General features: G+C 53.0%; 10 protein-coding genes. 7 read left to right on the plus strand and 3 right to left on the minus strand.

The window, feature by feature from the left end:
* Positions 1 to 70 precede the first annotated feature (70 nt).
* Complete coding sequence (locus H5P27_RS12110; protein WP_185660654.1) at positions 71 to 1456, plus strand: MFS transporter; 1386 nt, start codon at positions 71 to 73, stop codon at positions 1454 to 1456.
* Positions 1457 to 1548: 92 nt separating this feature from the next.
* Here H5P27_RS12110 and H5P27_RS12115 read toward each other — a convergent pair whose 3' ends face one another.
* From H5P27_RS12115 to H5P27_RS12125, 3 genes are all read right to left on the minus strand, one after another.
* On the minus strand, positions 1549 to 3870 hold the full coding sequence (locus H5P27_RS12115; RefSeq protein WP_185660655.1) for a hypothetical protein: 2322 nt from the start codon (positions 3868 to 3870) through the stop codon (positions 1549 to 1551).
* 92 nt (positions 3871 to 3962) lie between these two features.
* Entirely contained in the window at positions 3963 to 7484 is a 3522-nt protein-coding gene (locus H5P27_RS12120) for a TonB-dependent receptor plug domain-containing protein (RefSeq protein ID WP_185660656.1), read from the minus strand.
* 356 nt (positions 7485 to 7840) lie between these two features.
* On the minus strand, positions 7841 to 12052 hold the full coding sequence (locus tag H5P27_RS12125) for an FG-GAP-like repeat-containing protein (RefSeq protein ID WP_185660657.1): 4212 nt from the start codon (positions 12050 to 12052) through the stop codon (positions 7841 to 7843).
* Positions 12053 to 12245: 193 nt separating this feature from the next.
* Here H5P27_RS12125 and modA point away from each other — a divergent pair, with 193 nt between their 5' ends.
* The 6 genes from modA (at position 12246) to H5P27_RS12155 (ending at position 17040) form a co-directional block, all read left to right on the plus strand.
* Complete coding sequence (modA, locus tag H5P27_RS12130; RefSeq protein WP_185660658.1) at positions 12246 to 12968, plus strand: molybdate ABC transporter substrate-binding protein; 723 nt, start codon at positions 12246 to 12248, stop codon at positions 12966 to 12968.
* Positions 12969 to 13108: 140 nt separating this feature from the next.
* Complete coding sequence (gene modB, locus H5P27_RS12135; protein ID WP_185660660.1) at positions 13109 to 13789, plus strand: molybdate ABC transporter permease subunit; 681 nt, start codon at positions 13109 to 13111, stop codon at positions 13787 to 13789.
* Complete coding sequence (gene modC / locus H5P27_RS12140) at positions 13786 to 14853, plus strand: molybdenum ABC transporter ATP-binding protein (RefSeq protein WP_185660662.1); 1068 nt, start codon at positions 13786 to 13788, stop codon at positions 14851 to 14853. The genes modB and modC overlap by 4 nt, the downstream gene beginning before the upstream one ends.
* 154 nt (positions 14854 to 15007) lie before the next feature.
* Positions 15008 to 15673, plus strand: coding sequence for a hypothetical protein (locus H5P27_RS12145; protein ID WP_221774696.1), 666 nt, complete (start codon positions 15008 to 15010; stop codon positions 15671 to 15673).
* 75 nt (positions 15674 to 15748) lie between these two features.
* Positions 15749 to 16537, plus strand: coding sequence for a CPBP family intramembrane glutamic endopeptidase (locus tag H5P27_RS12150; protein ID WP_185660665.1), 789 nt, complete (start codon positions 15749 to 15751; stop codon positions 16535 to 16537).
* Positions 16534 to 17040 carry a GNAT family N-acetyltransferase gene (locus H5P27_RS12155; RefSeq protein ID WP_185660666.1) on the plus strand — a complete coding sequence of 169 codons (507 nt, stop codon included), beginning with the start codon at positions 16534 to 16536 and terminating at the stop codon, positions 17038 to 17040. The genes H5P27_RS12150 and H5P27_RS12155 overlap by 4 nt, the downstream gene beginning before the upstream one ends.
* Positions 17041 to 17067 lie beyond the last annotated feature (27 nt).

The raw sequence follows: 17067 nt of genomic DNA on the forward strand, positions 1-17067 counted from the left end.
GGCAAGACGCTCCCAGCAACGCGATTCCCCTACTAGCGTTCACCCAATACAACATTACCAAATCAAGATTATGCAGTCCCAAGAAACATCCTCAAAACCGGCGGCCGAGTCCGTGCCGCCTTTGAAGTGGACCGAAAAGATAGGCTACGCCTCCGGAGACTTCGCCTCCTGCCTATATTTCGGCGTATTCATGAACTTCCTGCCGATCTTCTATACAGACGTTTTTGGGATTTCAGCCGCTGCAGTGGGTACCATGATTTTCGCGACTCGCACCTGGGACTGGATCAACGACCCGATGATGGGAATGGTCGCCGACCGCACCAAAAGCCGGTTTGGAAAGTTCCGTCCTTGGCTGCTTTGGATCTTACCATTCTGGGTAGCATTAGGCATTCTGACCTTCACCACCTTCGACCTCGGAGCGACCGGCAAGATCGTTTACGCCTACTTGACCTACACCCTACTCATGATGGCCTACACCGCCATCAACGTTCCTTACTCCGCGCTCATGGGGGTAATGACACCTCGCTCTGACCAACGTACTCTCCTGTCCTCGTTCCGCTTCGTGGGAGCCTTCGCAGGTACCGGTATCGTGAGCCTTACTCTACAACGCATGGTCGCTTTTTACGGCGGAGGAAACGACCAAAAGGGCTACACCCTTACGATTGCGACCTACGCCGCGGTTTCCGCTCTCGCCTTCTTTATCACGTTTATCACTACCAAGGAACGCGTCGCTCCCCCAGCTACACAAAAGACCTCTCTGAGTAAAGACCTCGGAGCCGCCGCTAAAAATGGCCCTTGGCGCGCCCTCATCGTTATCAGCGTTTTGACCGTTCTATGGATCGCAATTCGCGGAGGAGCGACCATCCACTTTTTCAAGTATGTATCCGGAAACGAACTATGGGGTGGTACATTCCTTTTTGTAGGCAGCCTCGTACAGCTCGTCGGGGTAATGTTGACCAAGCAATTCACCCAAATCTTTGGTGGCAAGAAAAAGACCTTCATCGCGCTCACGCTCATCAACGCCGTATTCCTAGCGGTCTTCTATTTCATTCCACCTAAGAACTTCACGCTCATCATCGCACACCAAGCGGTCAGCGCCTTCATGACCGCCCCTTTGATGGCCCTCTTCTGGTCCATGATCGCCGATAGCGCCGACTACGGACAATGGAAACTCGGACAACGCACCACCGGCCTCATCTTCTCGACCGGTACCTCATCCATGAAAATCGGTTGGTCCATTGGCCCAGCTATCGCCCTGTGGCTCTTAAGCTACTTCGGCTTCCAAGCCAATGTTGCTCAGTCCGCTGATACAATCGAAGGCTTGAAGTTGATCATGAGCCTTATTCCGGCCGGTGTAGCTGTGCTGGCCGCGGCCTCAGTCCTCTTCTATCGCATCGACGCAAAAATGGAAGCGGAGATGGAGAAGGCCATCGCCGAGGAAGCAGAAGCTCAATAAACAATTATATTTCCATCCCACAAAGGATCGGAATTCAATTTACACAAAAAGCCCGCTCTCGGATAGAGCGGGCTTTTTATTTCGAGGCGATCTTACCTTCGGAGACTTGGGGGCAAAATCGCCTCTGAAAAGCTCCTCAATTCGGGAGTGTAGCCATTGAGGCCAAGCGCCTCTACCAGATCCAAAAGTCTACGAAGATCCTCGCCGTTAAGGCTTCGAATCATCTTCTTGTCTAGACGGGCCAAGCTCTCTTCCAACAACCAAGCCGCTAAATCGCGTTGCCCACCGAGTAGTGACAACCCGCTTAGACGTACTGTATCCACCAGTTCAAGACTCTCAAATGAGCTAGAATTTAGATTCAAGACCCCTTGCAGCACCTCAACAAATTCCTGCCCTCGTTCCTGCATGGCGTATGCCCGGCAGAGGGATATTTGAGCCGGTAAACTACCTGGAACCCTTTCCAATAAAGGCACCAAGGCCAGGGCCGCATCGGCGAAGCCCATTTCGAGGAGATACTCAAACCGCACCGCCAGAGCCTCCCCAGGATTCATCTTGGGCACCACTCTGAAAATCAAAACCAGATCGCCTTCCTGACCATCCAATCGGTACGGAATGGGCTCTAACCAATTGGGTATCTCCTGCCGCTCTACGAGCCTCGTCAAAAAGGCATTCTCAAGATCGATACTCTCGTCCTCATACTCTTGATACAATTTCAGGTACTCCTTTTCGAAACCTCCCCACGAGTAAATCACGACGAAGTCGATTCCAGCTTCCGAAAAACGCTTTTGAGCTTCCTCCAAATTGGGAGAAGCAAACAGCCTCGCTGCTCGCTTGAGACCCACGTTGTTCTCCCAATAAAAAGTTCCGATTCCTTTGTGCCCACCATAGTAGAGCAAATTGGTCGTCGCATCGGGACTGGCCAAAATCGTCGACTCCCCAAAGCGAGCTCTCAAATAGCGGGCCACGTCCTTTTCGATTTTCCGCTGACGCACCTCGTCAGCATCGGGACTTATTGCAAAAGCCCCTAAAGCAAAAACCGCTAGCCCGGGAATCACTCCCCCGAAAACAAGCACCTTTCCCAAACGAAATCCAGACACCGAATACAAAGCGACGGATAAAGGCAGCAACAGGGCAGATGCCTCGGCAATCCAGCGAGCTTGATATAGAGACAGAATCAAGAGAAGCGCTGCTGGAAAAAAACCAATTAGAAGTAACAGAGCTGGCTTAGACTTTCGGATTTGTATCCAGATTAATAACGCAGCTGCAATCGAGACGAAGGGAAGCAAAGTGGCGATACTCCGAAGTGCCGAGCTCCCGAGTGCAAGATTAGCAAATAGCCCTTGAAACTCAGCAAGGTAGCGGTTGTGCATTGCGAGCAGGAAGGGATCGAAAATCTGCATCGAGTCCATGCCAGCCAGCAATATCGCCAAAGGAGCTACCGAAAGCAGCCCAAGCCCTAAAACCAAGCGCCTAACCCTTGAGCGATCATTAAACCGGAAAAACAAGGCCAACACTTCCCCCATGCCGATCCAGCTCAAGGAATACACAGGGTGGTTCACTTCGAATCGCCAACCCATATTCGCTGGCGCATACTCGACCAAATAACAGAGCAGACTAAACAAGCCTCCACTCCACGCCCAGAAGCGGACCAAACGCCCATACTCACCCGCAGTCTCATCCGATACAGAACCCTTAGCTATAAGGCCGTGCAAAACGATCGCCGCTGCCAATCCTGCGAAAACGGGTATTACGCTCACCACGTTAATCCACATCCCCAAGGCAAACGAGAGACTGGAGCTGCACGCGAGTAAGGTCGCCCCTTTTGATTTCCCGATCTGCCGGACCGAAATCATCAGAAGAAGCAGCCCCACAACAACGGAAAGGATAGCGGGCGCGTGATGATCTCCGACCCCCAATTTATGCGTATCCCTGAAGGCAAGCAAAGCCGCCATGCTAAAGGGAACCAGCGTCGCAATCCATGGATCGAAAAATCGCCACAATAAGACGGTGAGGCAAGCAGTGGTGATCAGAACGAGAACCAAATTTGCAGCCAAAGCAGCCCATTCGACTTTGCCCTCATCGTTACCGGCAAGCAACCGTATCCAAGATGCATATACACTGGACCAGTGAACTTCTCTCCCTTCCGGAGCATTGTCGTGATCAACATTCCGCACTCTGCCATCTCCGTCTCGGATGGACTGCTGAACATTCATTATCCAATGCAGCTCATCATTTCGCCCGGAAGGCACCAACTCCCTTAGTTCGCTTCCTTCGCCAGAAAACAAGGTGTCGCCATTGTAATCCGAAACAGATCGCTCCTCGATCGCAACTAGCCTCAGTTTGGACTCACGAAACGTCAGCGCCAGAAACAGCGCCAAAGCAAGCAGAGGGAGAACTCGGATTAAACGTGACATGAATTCGGATTACTAAATCTGACCGTAGATAAACGCATAAGGCCCCCGACGTAAATGCCGGGGGCCACATGAATAACTAGATACTATTCAACCTAGAAACTGAAGGTATTGGATATCGTCCACGATTGCCCTTCGACTATACGTGATGTCGCTGGGGAACCATCGGGTTGCACCGTTATCGGAATCAATTTCTCATCCTGGAAAGCGTTCCTGACATTCAGCTGGATTCGCCAATCGACGTTATCATTTATCGGCATACTGTACGCAGCCCACAGGTCGACATTGGTTTCCGAACCACCGTAGAATGGGTCTTCCGTATCGAAGCTGTAGTTACCTTCCGCATCTTCAATTATCGGATAACCAACTACGACTTCGTCTTGCCAACGCATCGCTCCACCCACGTTTAGACCAGCGAGCTTGCCGTCCTTAAACGCGTAGTTGGAGACGAGGTTGAAGCGCCAAGGCCGTAGTTCCGCTACGTTTGAGTCGTTCAAGAGCTGGAACAAGTTGTAGTTGGCGTAGAACTCGCCACCGAACTTGCTGCGAATCGTTTCTACACTATTGCCAGGTCCCCAGAGGCGAACATCTCCGTATGGGCCTTGGTAAAGCTCCCAACGCTTTTCGATGAACGAGGCGTAGGATTCGGCAATATTGAGTCGCTTCGCTTCCGTCTTAGAGGCATTGAGAGCGATGTTCCAATTGTCGGTCGGCTGATAGAATAGCTCATATTCCCAACCTTCGGAGACGGTGTCACCCGTGATGGCAAACTGACCTGGCTCACCCGCCCATGAGGAAGCGCTCGCACCCCATCCGGCTTCTGCAGTTACTTGCGACCAATCTTGATTCCAGAAGTCGAGGAAGCGGGCAAACTCTGGATCGTTCAAGTTATTGTCGCGATCGAGCATGGCGTTGAAAATCGCTGTCTCGGAAGCGAGAGCTTCAGCTGGAGTCTGTCCAGGCATTGGTTCATAGCGAAGCATGGTGACCTCAGGATCGAGGTACGGATTGGTTGCCGCATCGTATTCACCTTCTGGATCGGTGAGAGCAAAGTTCCGCTGAAAATCGAGCACGCCTGCAGTCGCCCAGGTGACGTACATGTTGCCCCAACCTTCACCAGCTCCGATCATGTAGGAGTTGGCGATCGAAGAGTCGCTCAGCGTGTCTCGGTACACCTTGGTCTCGTATTTGTTAACCTTAAGGTTGAAGCGATTGTCTCGCGAGGAGAGGACGATTCCGTACTCTTTGGTTTCACCGGTGGTCGGCTCGATTGGATTACCGATCAAATCGCGACGGCTCGCATCTGGACGGAAGTTCTGAGAATCAGAGTAAGTGAGGCTGACGCCCATTCCACCCAGTGCGTCTCTGAAAGATTCGGGAGCATGAACAACCAGACTGAAGGTACGATTGATGCCACTAGCGCTCACGTAGGTCTTGTTAATCGACACATCCGTGTCACCGCCGTTAGTAGGCACAACCCAATCCTCTGAGAATGGATCCACATTACCTGGAATGCCAGAAGCAGAGTCTGGAACATTGCCAGCGTTGGCGGCAAAGTTCGTATCCTCTCTGTATCCAAAGGTTGGAACTACCATACCATCGAAGAGAAAACCTTGCCAAACGAAGGCTTTGGAATCTGTCTCGTCGCGGGATAAATTACCGGCTTTGTATAGATTATCGATGTCTCCCTGTTCGGAATCCCAAACCATGATTGGTCCGAGGTGGTTGTTTCCATCAGCATCCAGATAGTAAGCGGTGCCATCCGTTGGAGTCAGCTTGTTTTGCAAGGCTGGCAGATTGGCTCCAGATGCGGAAGTCGCATCGAGCAAACTTGGGCCGAGGTAAACAAGATTAGGAATGTAACGCCCTCCACCTGTAATGGTATCAGTGACGTTGATATTTTCCGCGACGGCACGTATCCAAGAAGCGGAACGTTGATCGTATGCCGACTTACTGTAGACGCCGGTGAAGACATGTCGCCCGAGTATCTTACCCAGTTGCTCCGATCCGGATTCATTGAAATCAACATCGTAGTATCCGGTGAAACGGAAGGTTTCGCGATCCGTCAAGTTGCGGTAGTTGTTCTGCGCTTCACCACCGATTATAGGACGTCCGAGATTCGGATTGACCATACCGTCATCTGTTCCGTCTGGGATGGTCGCCATCACGTCGATAGAGATAGCCTGACCGGCATTGTCTAAGAGATTAAGCTGACGATCTTCGTATTGCTGAACGTCATACACCACCTCAAAGCCCAATTTGTTATCAAGCATGGTGCGAGCGAAAGAGATGTCATAAGCCTCCCATTCTTGACGTTCGCTCTTGTTGGGGCCGTCGATCAACTTGTTGTAGAAGTCGAAAATAGTCGGGTCGGACAAAGTCGTGGACTTGTAAGCGCCGATATTGGATCCTGGCAGACCGCGCCCCTCGCTACCGGCAGGCAGACCGTAACCTGCTATCGCATTTTTAGCGAAGGCGTCGTAGGATAGCACACCTTGATAAACACCTTCTACCAAGTCGCTTCCGCCAAAGATGTAGGTGCTAGGAGTGCTGGAAGTGTGATCGTCGTATATGGCAATAGCGCTTCCAAAGATACGACCCAGAGCGAAACCTGCATAGGGAGAATAGTCAGGACTATTCAAAGAAGTGTACTGTTCGCTGACCGTGGTCGCATCGAAAGTCACCTTCCCCATACCGGTATTCGCATCGGAGGTAATGGGGCGGAACCATTGGGTAATACGATCAATCGGCGGAATCACACGAGGGCGGTTGGCGTCGATTTCGCCCTTCTCGAAATTGGCCTTGATCGTAGTGGAAGAAGATTCGTTTTGAAACATCTTCGGCTCCCACTTCATGGCCACATAGTAGCGCTCGTCATCTTCAAACGCTCCATCTTGCATGAACTTCTGGTCGTCCTTGAGAGCGGCGATTCGGATAGCGAATTCGTCCTCAGCAATCACCTTATTGTAGTCGATCGAGCCGCGAACAGAACCGTAACTACCAACTCGGATTTCCGCTTCTCCCGAGTTTTCAAACACGGCCGCATTGGTCGTCGCATTGATAACACCGGCAGGGCTTCCGAGACCAAAGAGTACCGAATTCGGACCGCGTTGCAGGTCGATTCGATCAACGTTGAACGAGTCCCAAGGAATGTCTGTTTGAAAGAAATCGCGGGTGTTGTCGGCAGCAGCTAGGCCACGAACACGTGTCGCCTGATTAGGGCGCAAACGCTGGGCGTCCGTATCAACACGACCACCGTCACCACCACCTGCGAAATTACCATTGATACCACCAACTTCGGTTCCCGTTGTATAAATAAGGAGAGACTCGTTGTCTGTTGCAGCGGTATCTCGGAGGAACTCCTCCGTAACAACCGAGATGGCAGATCCGACGTCTTTCAAATCTGTGCGGATACGCGTACCAGCTAGCGTCGAACTCGCTCGGTACCCCGAATTATCATCCCCTTGCACCGAGAAGGGAGACAATTCGAATACTTCTTCTTCCTCGTCTTGAGCAGAGCTCAGCGGGGCAACGAGAAGTGCCGCTCCGAGAGCAAGCGCTCCACTGGCGGACCTAGACCATGTATATCTATTTTTTCGTTTGATGGATTTATTCATTAGGCAGTGTGAAGACTAATTCACGCATTGGGTTGTGGGGGATTCGACCTAAAGCCGAAATCAGCAAAAGGGGGATGAGCTGATCAAGCAGGGGACAATCGCTCACACGACACCTAAGGCTAGATGTAGCAGAACGACGGATACGTTTGGATTGGGAAGATCTAAGAAACGTCCGGAGTACGTAGAGAGCATCCAGACGGAAGAGAGGGAGGGTAAGTGTATGGGTTTGTCTGGGAAGCAGGACACCAATCCCTAAATACTCCCTTCACATTTTTTTCGATTTTAAGGCTAAATCTAAATCGCCCAAACGCGCATTAGGAATTCAGCGTCCTGTGCTTTTTCAGAACAACGTAGCCTTATTCAGGATTGTCTAAAGGACGCCATCCTAGACTTCTCAAATCTAGCTCCAACAAGACATCGGGCCCTTTGTTTACAACTTCCAGGTGGTAGCTGCCTTTTTCTAGAGCGGCTCTGAGAAACGCATCGTCAGGCTCTACCTCTAGTTCCATGCGACTCCTAAGAAGCAGCACCTCTGCGAGCGATCTCCATTCGTTATCTCGCTGCGTTTGACTAGAAGCGACCAAATCATTTCCCGTCTCAGTCAGCCGATACATTCGTAGTTCTAGATCCCCTACGCTTTCCTTTTCCAAGGGATTACGAGCATAAGCATTAATCAAATTCGGATCTTCACCAAACGCTTCGATACCTAGCGAGAGTACATCTCCTTCTGCCAATCGGGCTTGAACCCGAGCACCTTTCAGATCACCCCGAGCCACTACCATGAGATGTCCCTCTTCTTCTGGGCTCGAACCGGGGTCTGGCGGAAGAATCAAAGCGATCCCTTCTTCCTCGGTGACGGCGGTGCCGCCGAAATAGACCTTCCGTTGCAACGCCTCGCCTTCCGAAACAAATTGAAACAGCGGCGACGACTCGCCTCCGCCTAGCCGTTCGCCGTAAGAGAGCTCCGCCAGCAAACCGGTATTTTCCTGATTACCATTTCGTTGCTGATGCTCTCGCAAAAATGCCTCCACTCCAACGCGAGCTCCCAAAGTGCGACCAATAAGGTCATCCGCTCTAACATGAATTCCACCGTACAAGCGGGAGAGTCCCGCCTGATCTGCAGCGTCATAATAGGTCGCCCACTGCAGAGTCACGTCTTCGCTCGGTCCGTATTCAAATTCCAAAAACTCGCCTTGCGGAAAATGGAACTCCGCTAAGCCTCCGGGAAAATAAGGACTCCCCGTCAAAAGCGTCATAATTTCCGCTGCGGTTCGACTAAAGGTACTATGTCCGGAAACATAACCGGCGAATGCTGGGGTAACGAAAGTGCCGCGCTGATAAGGAAACCAGTTCTCCGCTAAAATCCACGCAACGCCCCCCACCTGACTGTGCGAATCGCTCGGCTCTCCCGCCCACGCCCAAAGCGCAATTTTCCCGATTGATTCTGCGAGATGCTCATGACGCTCCCCTGGTGCAGAACTTTCAGCGGTTACCATTTCGACAAGGCCCGCCTCCAGCGGGAGTCCAAGCTCATTATAGGTTGGAAGGCTAGGGTCTGAAGCTTGGCCTAACTCCGCCAATCCTCGTATCATCGAAATAGGTCGGGCATAGTCGTATTGGGCTTTCAAAGTCCACGCCGCCACTGCCGCATCGTGCAGTCCTCCATTGAGGGCTAGGTAAGCCCGGATGTCCCACTGCAACTTGTCGAGTTCCTCTCCTTTGCCCATGTACTTTCTCTGAAAGTTCGGACTATCCGAGATTTCATTATGGATGGTGTTCCAGTGCCCGGGCGGGGTTTCCGAGGCCGGACCATCGGCCCAAAATTCAGCGAGTATCCGCCCATAGTCAGCAAGCTTGACCTTATTTTCCGGATACGCCTCGCCAGTAACAGGGTTAACCAACCGTCCCACTCCATCATTTCGACCTAGAGAATTATTCAGCAAAGCACCGGGGGAGATATCGATGAGCTCGTCATTCGCAGGATCTAGAGCGGACGAATAACGGATAACCTCCAAGGCCGCATCGACATACGCTTGATGCGTTTCAGTCGCCCAAAGTGGCGGGGGGCCAGGATCGAAGCCAATCGTGTTGTGACTGGTTTTGGCCATGGCGAAAGTTCCGACCTCTCGCCAATTCACACCGAGAAAACTCTGCACTAAAGCCCCCAGCGGAATTCCGTTTTGGGAAATCGCGAAGTCGAACGCCAAAGGTTGCCAGCGATTCAAATCATCGACTCCGGCTCCCGGCAGCTCCAGCACAAGAGGTTGATTAACCGAAAAGTAGCCACTTGTATCCAAATATCCATTTTCCTCGTTGGAACCATCACTTAGATTCGCAGATAAAACCGCCTGGCCAATACGGTTGCCTACTGCGGCCGGATCATTGCCTTCGATTGAATCATTATCGGAATCATATCCGGAAGATTCCATCAGCCAACGAAATCCAAACAGAGACCGCTCTGCTCCGGGTGTTAAGCGATAACGTTCTACCAAAACGGTGTAGGCGGCATGGCTAATCGCCTCCGACTGGGCTGAAATCCGATTCCCTGAGAAATCGCTCTCCGCTAGATCTTCCTGATGAAAAACCGGCTGAGCTCGCGTCCACGCCTCTTCCTCGTAAGCCCAATAAGCATCCCACATTGCAGCGGACACATGATACAAATTCCGGCTATGCTTGGTCGGATCTGGAAAATCCTTTCGAATCGCCTCCAGAGTCAGCTCATTCCACCAACGGGCGATCGATTGCTCCTCCAGATCGATCGAAAGCGTCACGTCGACCTCGCGAGAGTAAGTGCCACCTCCGGCATTGACGGCTTTGGCTCGATAGACTCCCGCGTCATAAGGAGCCAAACGCTTCAAATGTAACCGACTATCACTCTCGCCCTCGATCACGACTCCATCTTTCTCCCATATAAAGATGGGGTCTGGAGAGCCGATGGCTTCTACTTCGAGAACGAGCTCTTCTCCGAATTCGTAGGACTCATTCGCTTCTGGTTGTTTCGAAATCAGAGGAGGAACTGGAGCATCCGCAGGCTCAACAAGCGTTAAGATCTGATTCGCGGATACAGAATCAAAAACCTCTTCGACCCCAGTCGGCCAACGCACCTCGATCCTATCCACAACTCCGTCCGACTCACCGAGACCGAAATGCAGATACCCTTCCCGCTGCCCTATGAAGCTATTGCTGGGATTGTAATTCAGAAGAGAAGCGTGACCGTCCTCGACAACCCGCACCACCGTGCCAATCGCATCGCGATTTGAAACCGTCCCTTCCAGCTTCAAGCGTATCCAATCATTGGATTTACTGGCAGCATCGTTCTCGTAAAACACCGGATCGCTGAAAGAGTTAACCACTACCAAGTCCTCGTCTCCATCGGAATCCCAATCGAGAACCAGCAATGCCTTCCCATAGCGGTTATCCGAAATTCTTGCACCGCTCGGGGCTTTGTCGAAAGTGCCATCGGCGTTATTCAAGAAAAGTGTCGTTGCGTCCTCCCCGGCTGCTGCAAATGGAGTCGTTTTGGGGTCCGCTCCTTCAGCCAATGGCCAGCCGTTTGTCGCTACCAAATCGAAGTCAGCATCGTTATCGTAATCGAAGAAGGCGGTACCCCACCCCCAGCCGGTCCGACTAACACCGCTTGGGACTGCCACCTCCTGAAAGTTCCGATTCCCCATATTCCGGTAGAGCTTGTTACCCGTCGCGCTGCCATCTCTCTGGTTTGAAAACTCGTCGTAGATCGAGGTAACGAAAAAATCGAGAAGCCCATCGCCATCATAGTCGGCGACCGCTACGCCCATGCCATTTTCATCAAAGCCCACCCCTGCCGATTCAGTATCCCGGGTAAAACTCCCGTCACCATCATTCCAATACATCTGACTCTTTCCATAGTCTACGATCAAAGCGAGGTCCGGCCAACTGTCTCCGTCGAAGTCTGCCCATGCTGAAGAGAAGCCGTGCTGCGTATCTGAACTGACCGGCTGCAATAGACCAGAGGCTTCGGTAGCCAGTTCGAAATGTCCGGGGGCCTCTGCTCCTCGATTATGAAGAAGCGCCGAGTGCTCCGCGAACTCGCTATCGAGAGTTACGCTCCATTCGCTTATCGAGATATCGAGATATCCGTCCAAGTCATAATCTACCAGACCTACGCTAAACCCTTTGTGCGGCGTATCCGCGACCGTCAGGTCAGCCCCTCGGGATACGGCTTCCTCACTGAATTGACCCGTCCCGTCATTGATGAAGAGATAGAACCGGTTCCCCTCGTGAGTGGTCATGTAAATGTCCTGATCCCCATCATTGTCGAAATCCGCCGCTCCAAAAGCGGAAGCATCCTGGGCTAAAGACAATCGGCGAGCAGCGGACTCTTCAGAAAAAGCCCCAGTCCCGTCGTTCACGTAGAGAAGCGGCGCTTTCTGATAGCGGGCGAACAGCAAGTCCGAGTACCCGTCTCCGTTGACGTCCACGACCGCCGCACCTCCGTGAGCGTTAGCGTTGTCCGATTTCAAGGAGTGGCGATAACTAATCCCCATTTGGGCAGACACATCAGTGAAGGCAGCCGCGGCGAACGGCATTGCCAAATGGGAAAGTGCCAGCAGGGCAAAAGCTGTCTGCAACGAGGTGGTCAAACGACGATTGGAAGGGGCAGTTGAAGGGATTAAAACGGATAGCGTATAAGTCTGAACAGCGAAACCCCGCGGGAGCAACTTTCCCTCCGCAAATCTTCTGGGCTCGACCCTCCGGCCACACTTGCTCATCTTGCCGAGCATGATTCGAAGAATCGCAACCGTTTTCCTTCCAATCCTGCTGACGGGTTTCGTAGCAGCCAAATCTGAGATACGCATCGGAGTGGCCGCTAACTTTCACCAAACTTTGGATACCCTGGCCAAAAAATACGAGGCGACTCATCCGGATCTCGACATCACGCTTGTTCCTGGTTCAAGCGGCAAACTATTCGCCCAAATCTCCCACGGAGCCGCCTTCGACGCCTTCTTCTCGGCAGATTCCGCTCGTCCCGAACGGCTGGAGAGCGAGGGCAAATCGATCCCGAATTCCAGATTTACCTACGCCTTGGGAAAATTAACTCTTTGGCAACCGGGCTCCGCAACCCCCGACCTCAACAAAGCGAAGACCCTTGCTTTGGCGAACCCTGAGCTAGCCCCCTACGGTCGCGCCGCCTTGGAAGTTCTGATTGCCCTAGATATTCCCGACGATCATCCAAAACGAGTGCTCGGGTCAAACGTCGCCCATGCATTCAATTTTGCCCAAAGCGGGGCCGCCGATACTGCATTCGTGGCAGCCTCACAGCTCTTGCAAATTTCGGCCGACCCAGCGGGTTACGAATTCGTCGATCCATCGCTGTATTCACCTATCGAACAACAAGCGGTAGCGATCACCGACGGACCCGAAATCCAAGGTTTTTTAGCCTACTGCAAAAGTCCCCAAGCGGCAAAGATCATCGTAGCCTCAGGCTATTTCCCGCATCCTTGATGCCCCTTGCGGGCGGGATAAATCCGAAATTGGGCAAAAAGCGTGCTCGCCCCTGCCTTTGCAATTGGCTTATTTAGCGGCCCGATGCAGGCAGACGCGCCAGACGACTTGAATTCAATCCCCACTGGGAAATAACTCGGATGAATGCCACCGAGATCTGGGGCCCCCTCGCCCTCACGCTCAAACTGGCTGCCGTCACTGCAGCGGTTTTGCTGGTGTTATGCTCTCCTCTTTCCTGGTGGCTGGCGAGATCCCGCTCCCGACTGCGTCCATTGATCGAGGCCATAACTGCTCTCCCCATCGTTTTACCGCCCAGCGTGCTTGGTTTTTATCTGTTGATTTGCCTAGCCCCCGAGGGACCGCTGGGGAAACTGTCCTCCATGCTGGGTGGCCCCAGTCTGGTGTTCTCATTTCCTGGGTTGGTTATCGGTTCCATCGTCTACTCCCTGCCCTTCGTGGCTCAGCCACTGCAAAACGCGTTCTCGGGAATCAAGTCTGAGCAACTGGAGGCTGCTGCGACCTTGGGAGCCTCTAACTGGGATCGCTTTTTCAGCATCGCCCTTCCGCAAGCGAAACGTGGCATCCTGACGGCCGCAGTTTTAGGATTCGCCCACACCTTAGGGGAATTCGGGGTGGTCCTCATGATCGGCGGCAGCATCCCCGGTGAGACGCGGACCATGTCCATCGCCATTTACGAAAACGTGGAGATGCTAAACTACGGCAAAGCTCATGCCCTAGCGGCCACCATGTTGATCAGCAGCTTCGCCCTTCTCCTGCTCATCTACGCCATCGATAGAAAGGGGAATCCCTTCCAGAGATGAAAATCGACTTCGATATCCAGCTCCAAAAAGGGAGCTTCCAACTGGAAGCAAAAGGCAGCATCCCTTCCGGCTCGGTTACCGCATTGATCGGCCCCTCGGGCTCAGGCAAATCGACCTTGCTCCGCTGTCTGGCGGGTCTGGAACCAGGAGCTAAAGGCCAGATCACGATCGGAGAGGAGCCTTGGCTATCCTCCGAAACAGAGCTTCCCACCCACCTGAGGCGGATCGGTTACGTTTTCCAACACGCGGCCCTTTTCGAACACCTTTCCGTGTCCCAGAATTTGCAATACGCACGCAAACGAGCCCAAGGCGAAGCCCAACATAGTTTGCCAGAAATAGCGGCAGCGATCCAGATCACCCCATTGCTCGAGAGGCAGGTGGATACGCTTTCCGGCGGAGAACGGCAACGAGTCGCAATTGCACGGGCGATCGCCTCCAATCCGAAACTGATGCTGCTAGACGAACCCCTTTCCGCGGTGGACGAAAACTCCCGCTACCAGCTATCGCTGGAATTGGAACGCCTCTTTCAGCAGTTTCAGATTCCCACCGTCTTCGTTACACATAACTACGCCGAAGCGGCCAGACTCACCAATTTCGCCATTAGAATGCGGTCTGGCAAAGTGATCGCTAGCGGACCCACGGCTGAGGTTTTGGACCCCACACACGGAGAGCCCTCCGCCACGCAAGCTCCTTTCTCGACGGTCGACTTACATGGACGAACCGACCTCGCCGAAGAGGGCCTTTGCCAATTGGAATCCGCCATCGGCCAACTCCTTGTACCCTTAGACTCGATACCAAACCAACTGCCTCGCCGCATCATCATTCGCAGCCGGGACGTCGGCCTGAGTATAAGCAAATTCGAGGGGAGCAGCTTTCTGAACCAAATTCCGGCACAAGTAGAAGAGATCCGCGAGTTTTCCAATAGCCAAGCCTTGGTCCGGCTTGGCTGCGGGTCAGGGACTCTGGTCGCTCTGTTGACGCTTCGCTCCGTGGAGAGTTTGAAACTCAAAGACGGTCTCGCTGTCTACGCCTTAATCAAAAGCGTAACCTTGGAGCAAAGCTGAGCGCTGGGCTTGCGTTGCCTGAAGAGTCAGCACAGTTTGGTTTAAAAAAAGGAACCAAAGACCTCGATTCCTCTCTTCATTAAGGAATTAAGCAGTTCCCAACTCCCTGTCCCCTCGCAAAGCCATCCAACCAATCAACATCAGAAACATGGCCATGAAATTACCAACGATCCTTGCCAACGTGTCCCTAGCTTCACTCATCGCCCTCGGAGGCTGCTCAAAAGGCCCCAGCGAAGAAGATCTTGCACGCCTAGAGGCGCAAGTAGAGGAGAGCAAAGCCTTGGCCGCCGCCGAAGCGAAACGAGCCGAACAATTGGCCGAGGCCAATCGCTTAGCGGAACTTGCCGCCGAAGCCTCCGCTAAAGCGGAAGCCGCTCGCCGCGAAGAGCTGGCTGCCCAGGTAGAACGCGACAAGGCGGAGAAAGCTCGACTCGCAAGCTTGGTTGACGATCTAAATTCCCAAACCGAGGAGATCAACCAGAGCAAAGCGGCTCTAGAAGCCGAACTCGCCGAAGCGGAAGCGGCTCGCGCAGCCGCAGCAGCAGAGGCTGAAGCAAAAATAGAGGAGGCCAAAGCCCAAGTGGCAGCCATCGAGAAGAATCGGGAAGCCGAGCTTCAAGCCGCCCGCGAAGCAGCGATTGCAGAAGCCACAGCGAAGATGGAGTCACGCGCCGAGGAAGCCGGACACACAGCTCCGACCGAGCTGATCACCGACCGCCGCAAAGAAAGCGCTACCTCCTTTTTCCAAGTTGAGGTGGCAGAACGTAACTTCCGCAACAATACCCGTTTGATCCTCAAGAAGCGCGAAGCAGAAGAATAGTTCCTCGCATAGCTTTAACGCAAACGACTCCTTTCTAAATCGACGCGGGCCTAGGCCCGCGTATTTTCTGCCCAAATGCCACATTCCCACGAGACTCTCGAGCTGAAGCCTGTCTGGAGCCAGCTCAGTCCCTCGCCCCTTGTCTTCGTCATAATTGCGTTCGGAGCCTTCACCGCCCTGCGTGCCTACGGTTTTTTCGGCCCGGAGCTGTATGATGCCACTCCGGTTTTGGCGAGTTTTCTACTCATGTTCTTTCTGCCCTTCGCGTCCCTCACCCGAGAAGGCAAGGAGCAGATCGGCATCGGCGCGCCCGTATCGCTAAAATGGTTACTCATCGCCATTTTAGCCGGAAGCCTGTTAGCCACCGCGCTTTATGAATTGGGCTTAATTCTTTACCAGAAGGGCGACAAAAATTGGCTCAGTAGCCTCGCCTTCATACTACAGAGCGATGACCGCATGCCTAATTTATCGCGGCAAGCGGCCTTCTTCGTATTTTCGGTTCCTGCGATTTTAGCAGCCCCTCTAGGGCAAGAGCTCTTTTATCGGGGCATGTTGGAAAAGGCGGCCCGCTCGAAATGGAGTCCCGTCGGAGCGGCCTGCGTATCCGCCGCATTTTTCGGGGCAGCACAACTCCTAAGTCATGGCGTCCAACGCGGCTATCACGGTCTGCAAATACTGGTCGCTCCTGGAGCGATATGGTTCGGGCTAATGTTCGCCACCGGACTCGTATTCAGTTATCTACGACACAAAGGCAGATCGATTTGGACTCCTGTCGTTGCGCATGCCGCCTTCAACCTGACTTTGAACTACTACCTATTTTACTACTACTTGGTATCTGAACCCAAAACCGTTCTCCCCGCATGAACAAACTCGTTGAATGCAAACTGGAACGGCACGGGCAGGCGATCTTGGAGATTTTTAACCACGCCATCAAAACCTCCACCGCTCTATACGATTACCAGGAGAGAACTTGGAAGGACATGGAGACTTGGTTCGACGTCAAAGCGACCAACTGTTTTCCCGTGATTGGCCTGGAATCGGAAGAGGGCGAGCTTCTGGGCTTCGCAAGTTTCGGACGTTTCCGCCCTCATGCGGGCTACCTCCATACCGTTGAGCACTCGGTCTACGTAGATCACCGTCACCGAGGAAAGAGCTTAGGGAAGAAGCTTTTGAGAGAATTGATCGAACGGGCAAAAGGGCAAAGCTACCACGTAATGGTTGGGGCTATCGACTCTTCAAACCTCGCAAGTAGACGATTGCACGAGTCATTCGGTTTTACCCATTCCGGAACGCTCCCCCAAATCGGCCGCAAATTCGACCGCTGGCTAGACGTTTCCTTTTATCAGCTTATCTTGGAGGAAGATTGAGGACTTCAATCGGCGGCCTCGCCGAAT

Source organism: Pelagicoccus albus, assembly GCF_014230145.1.
Taxonomy (GTDB): Bacteria; Verrucomicrobiota; Verrucomicrobiia; order Opitutales; family Opitutaceae; genus Pelagicoccus; species Pelagicoccus albus.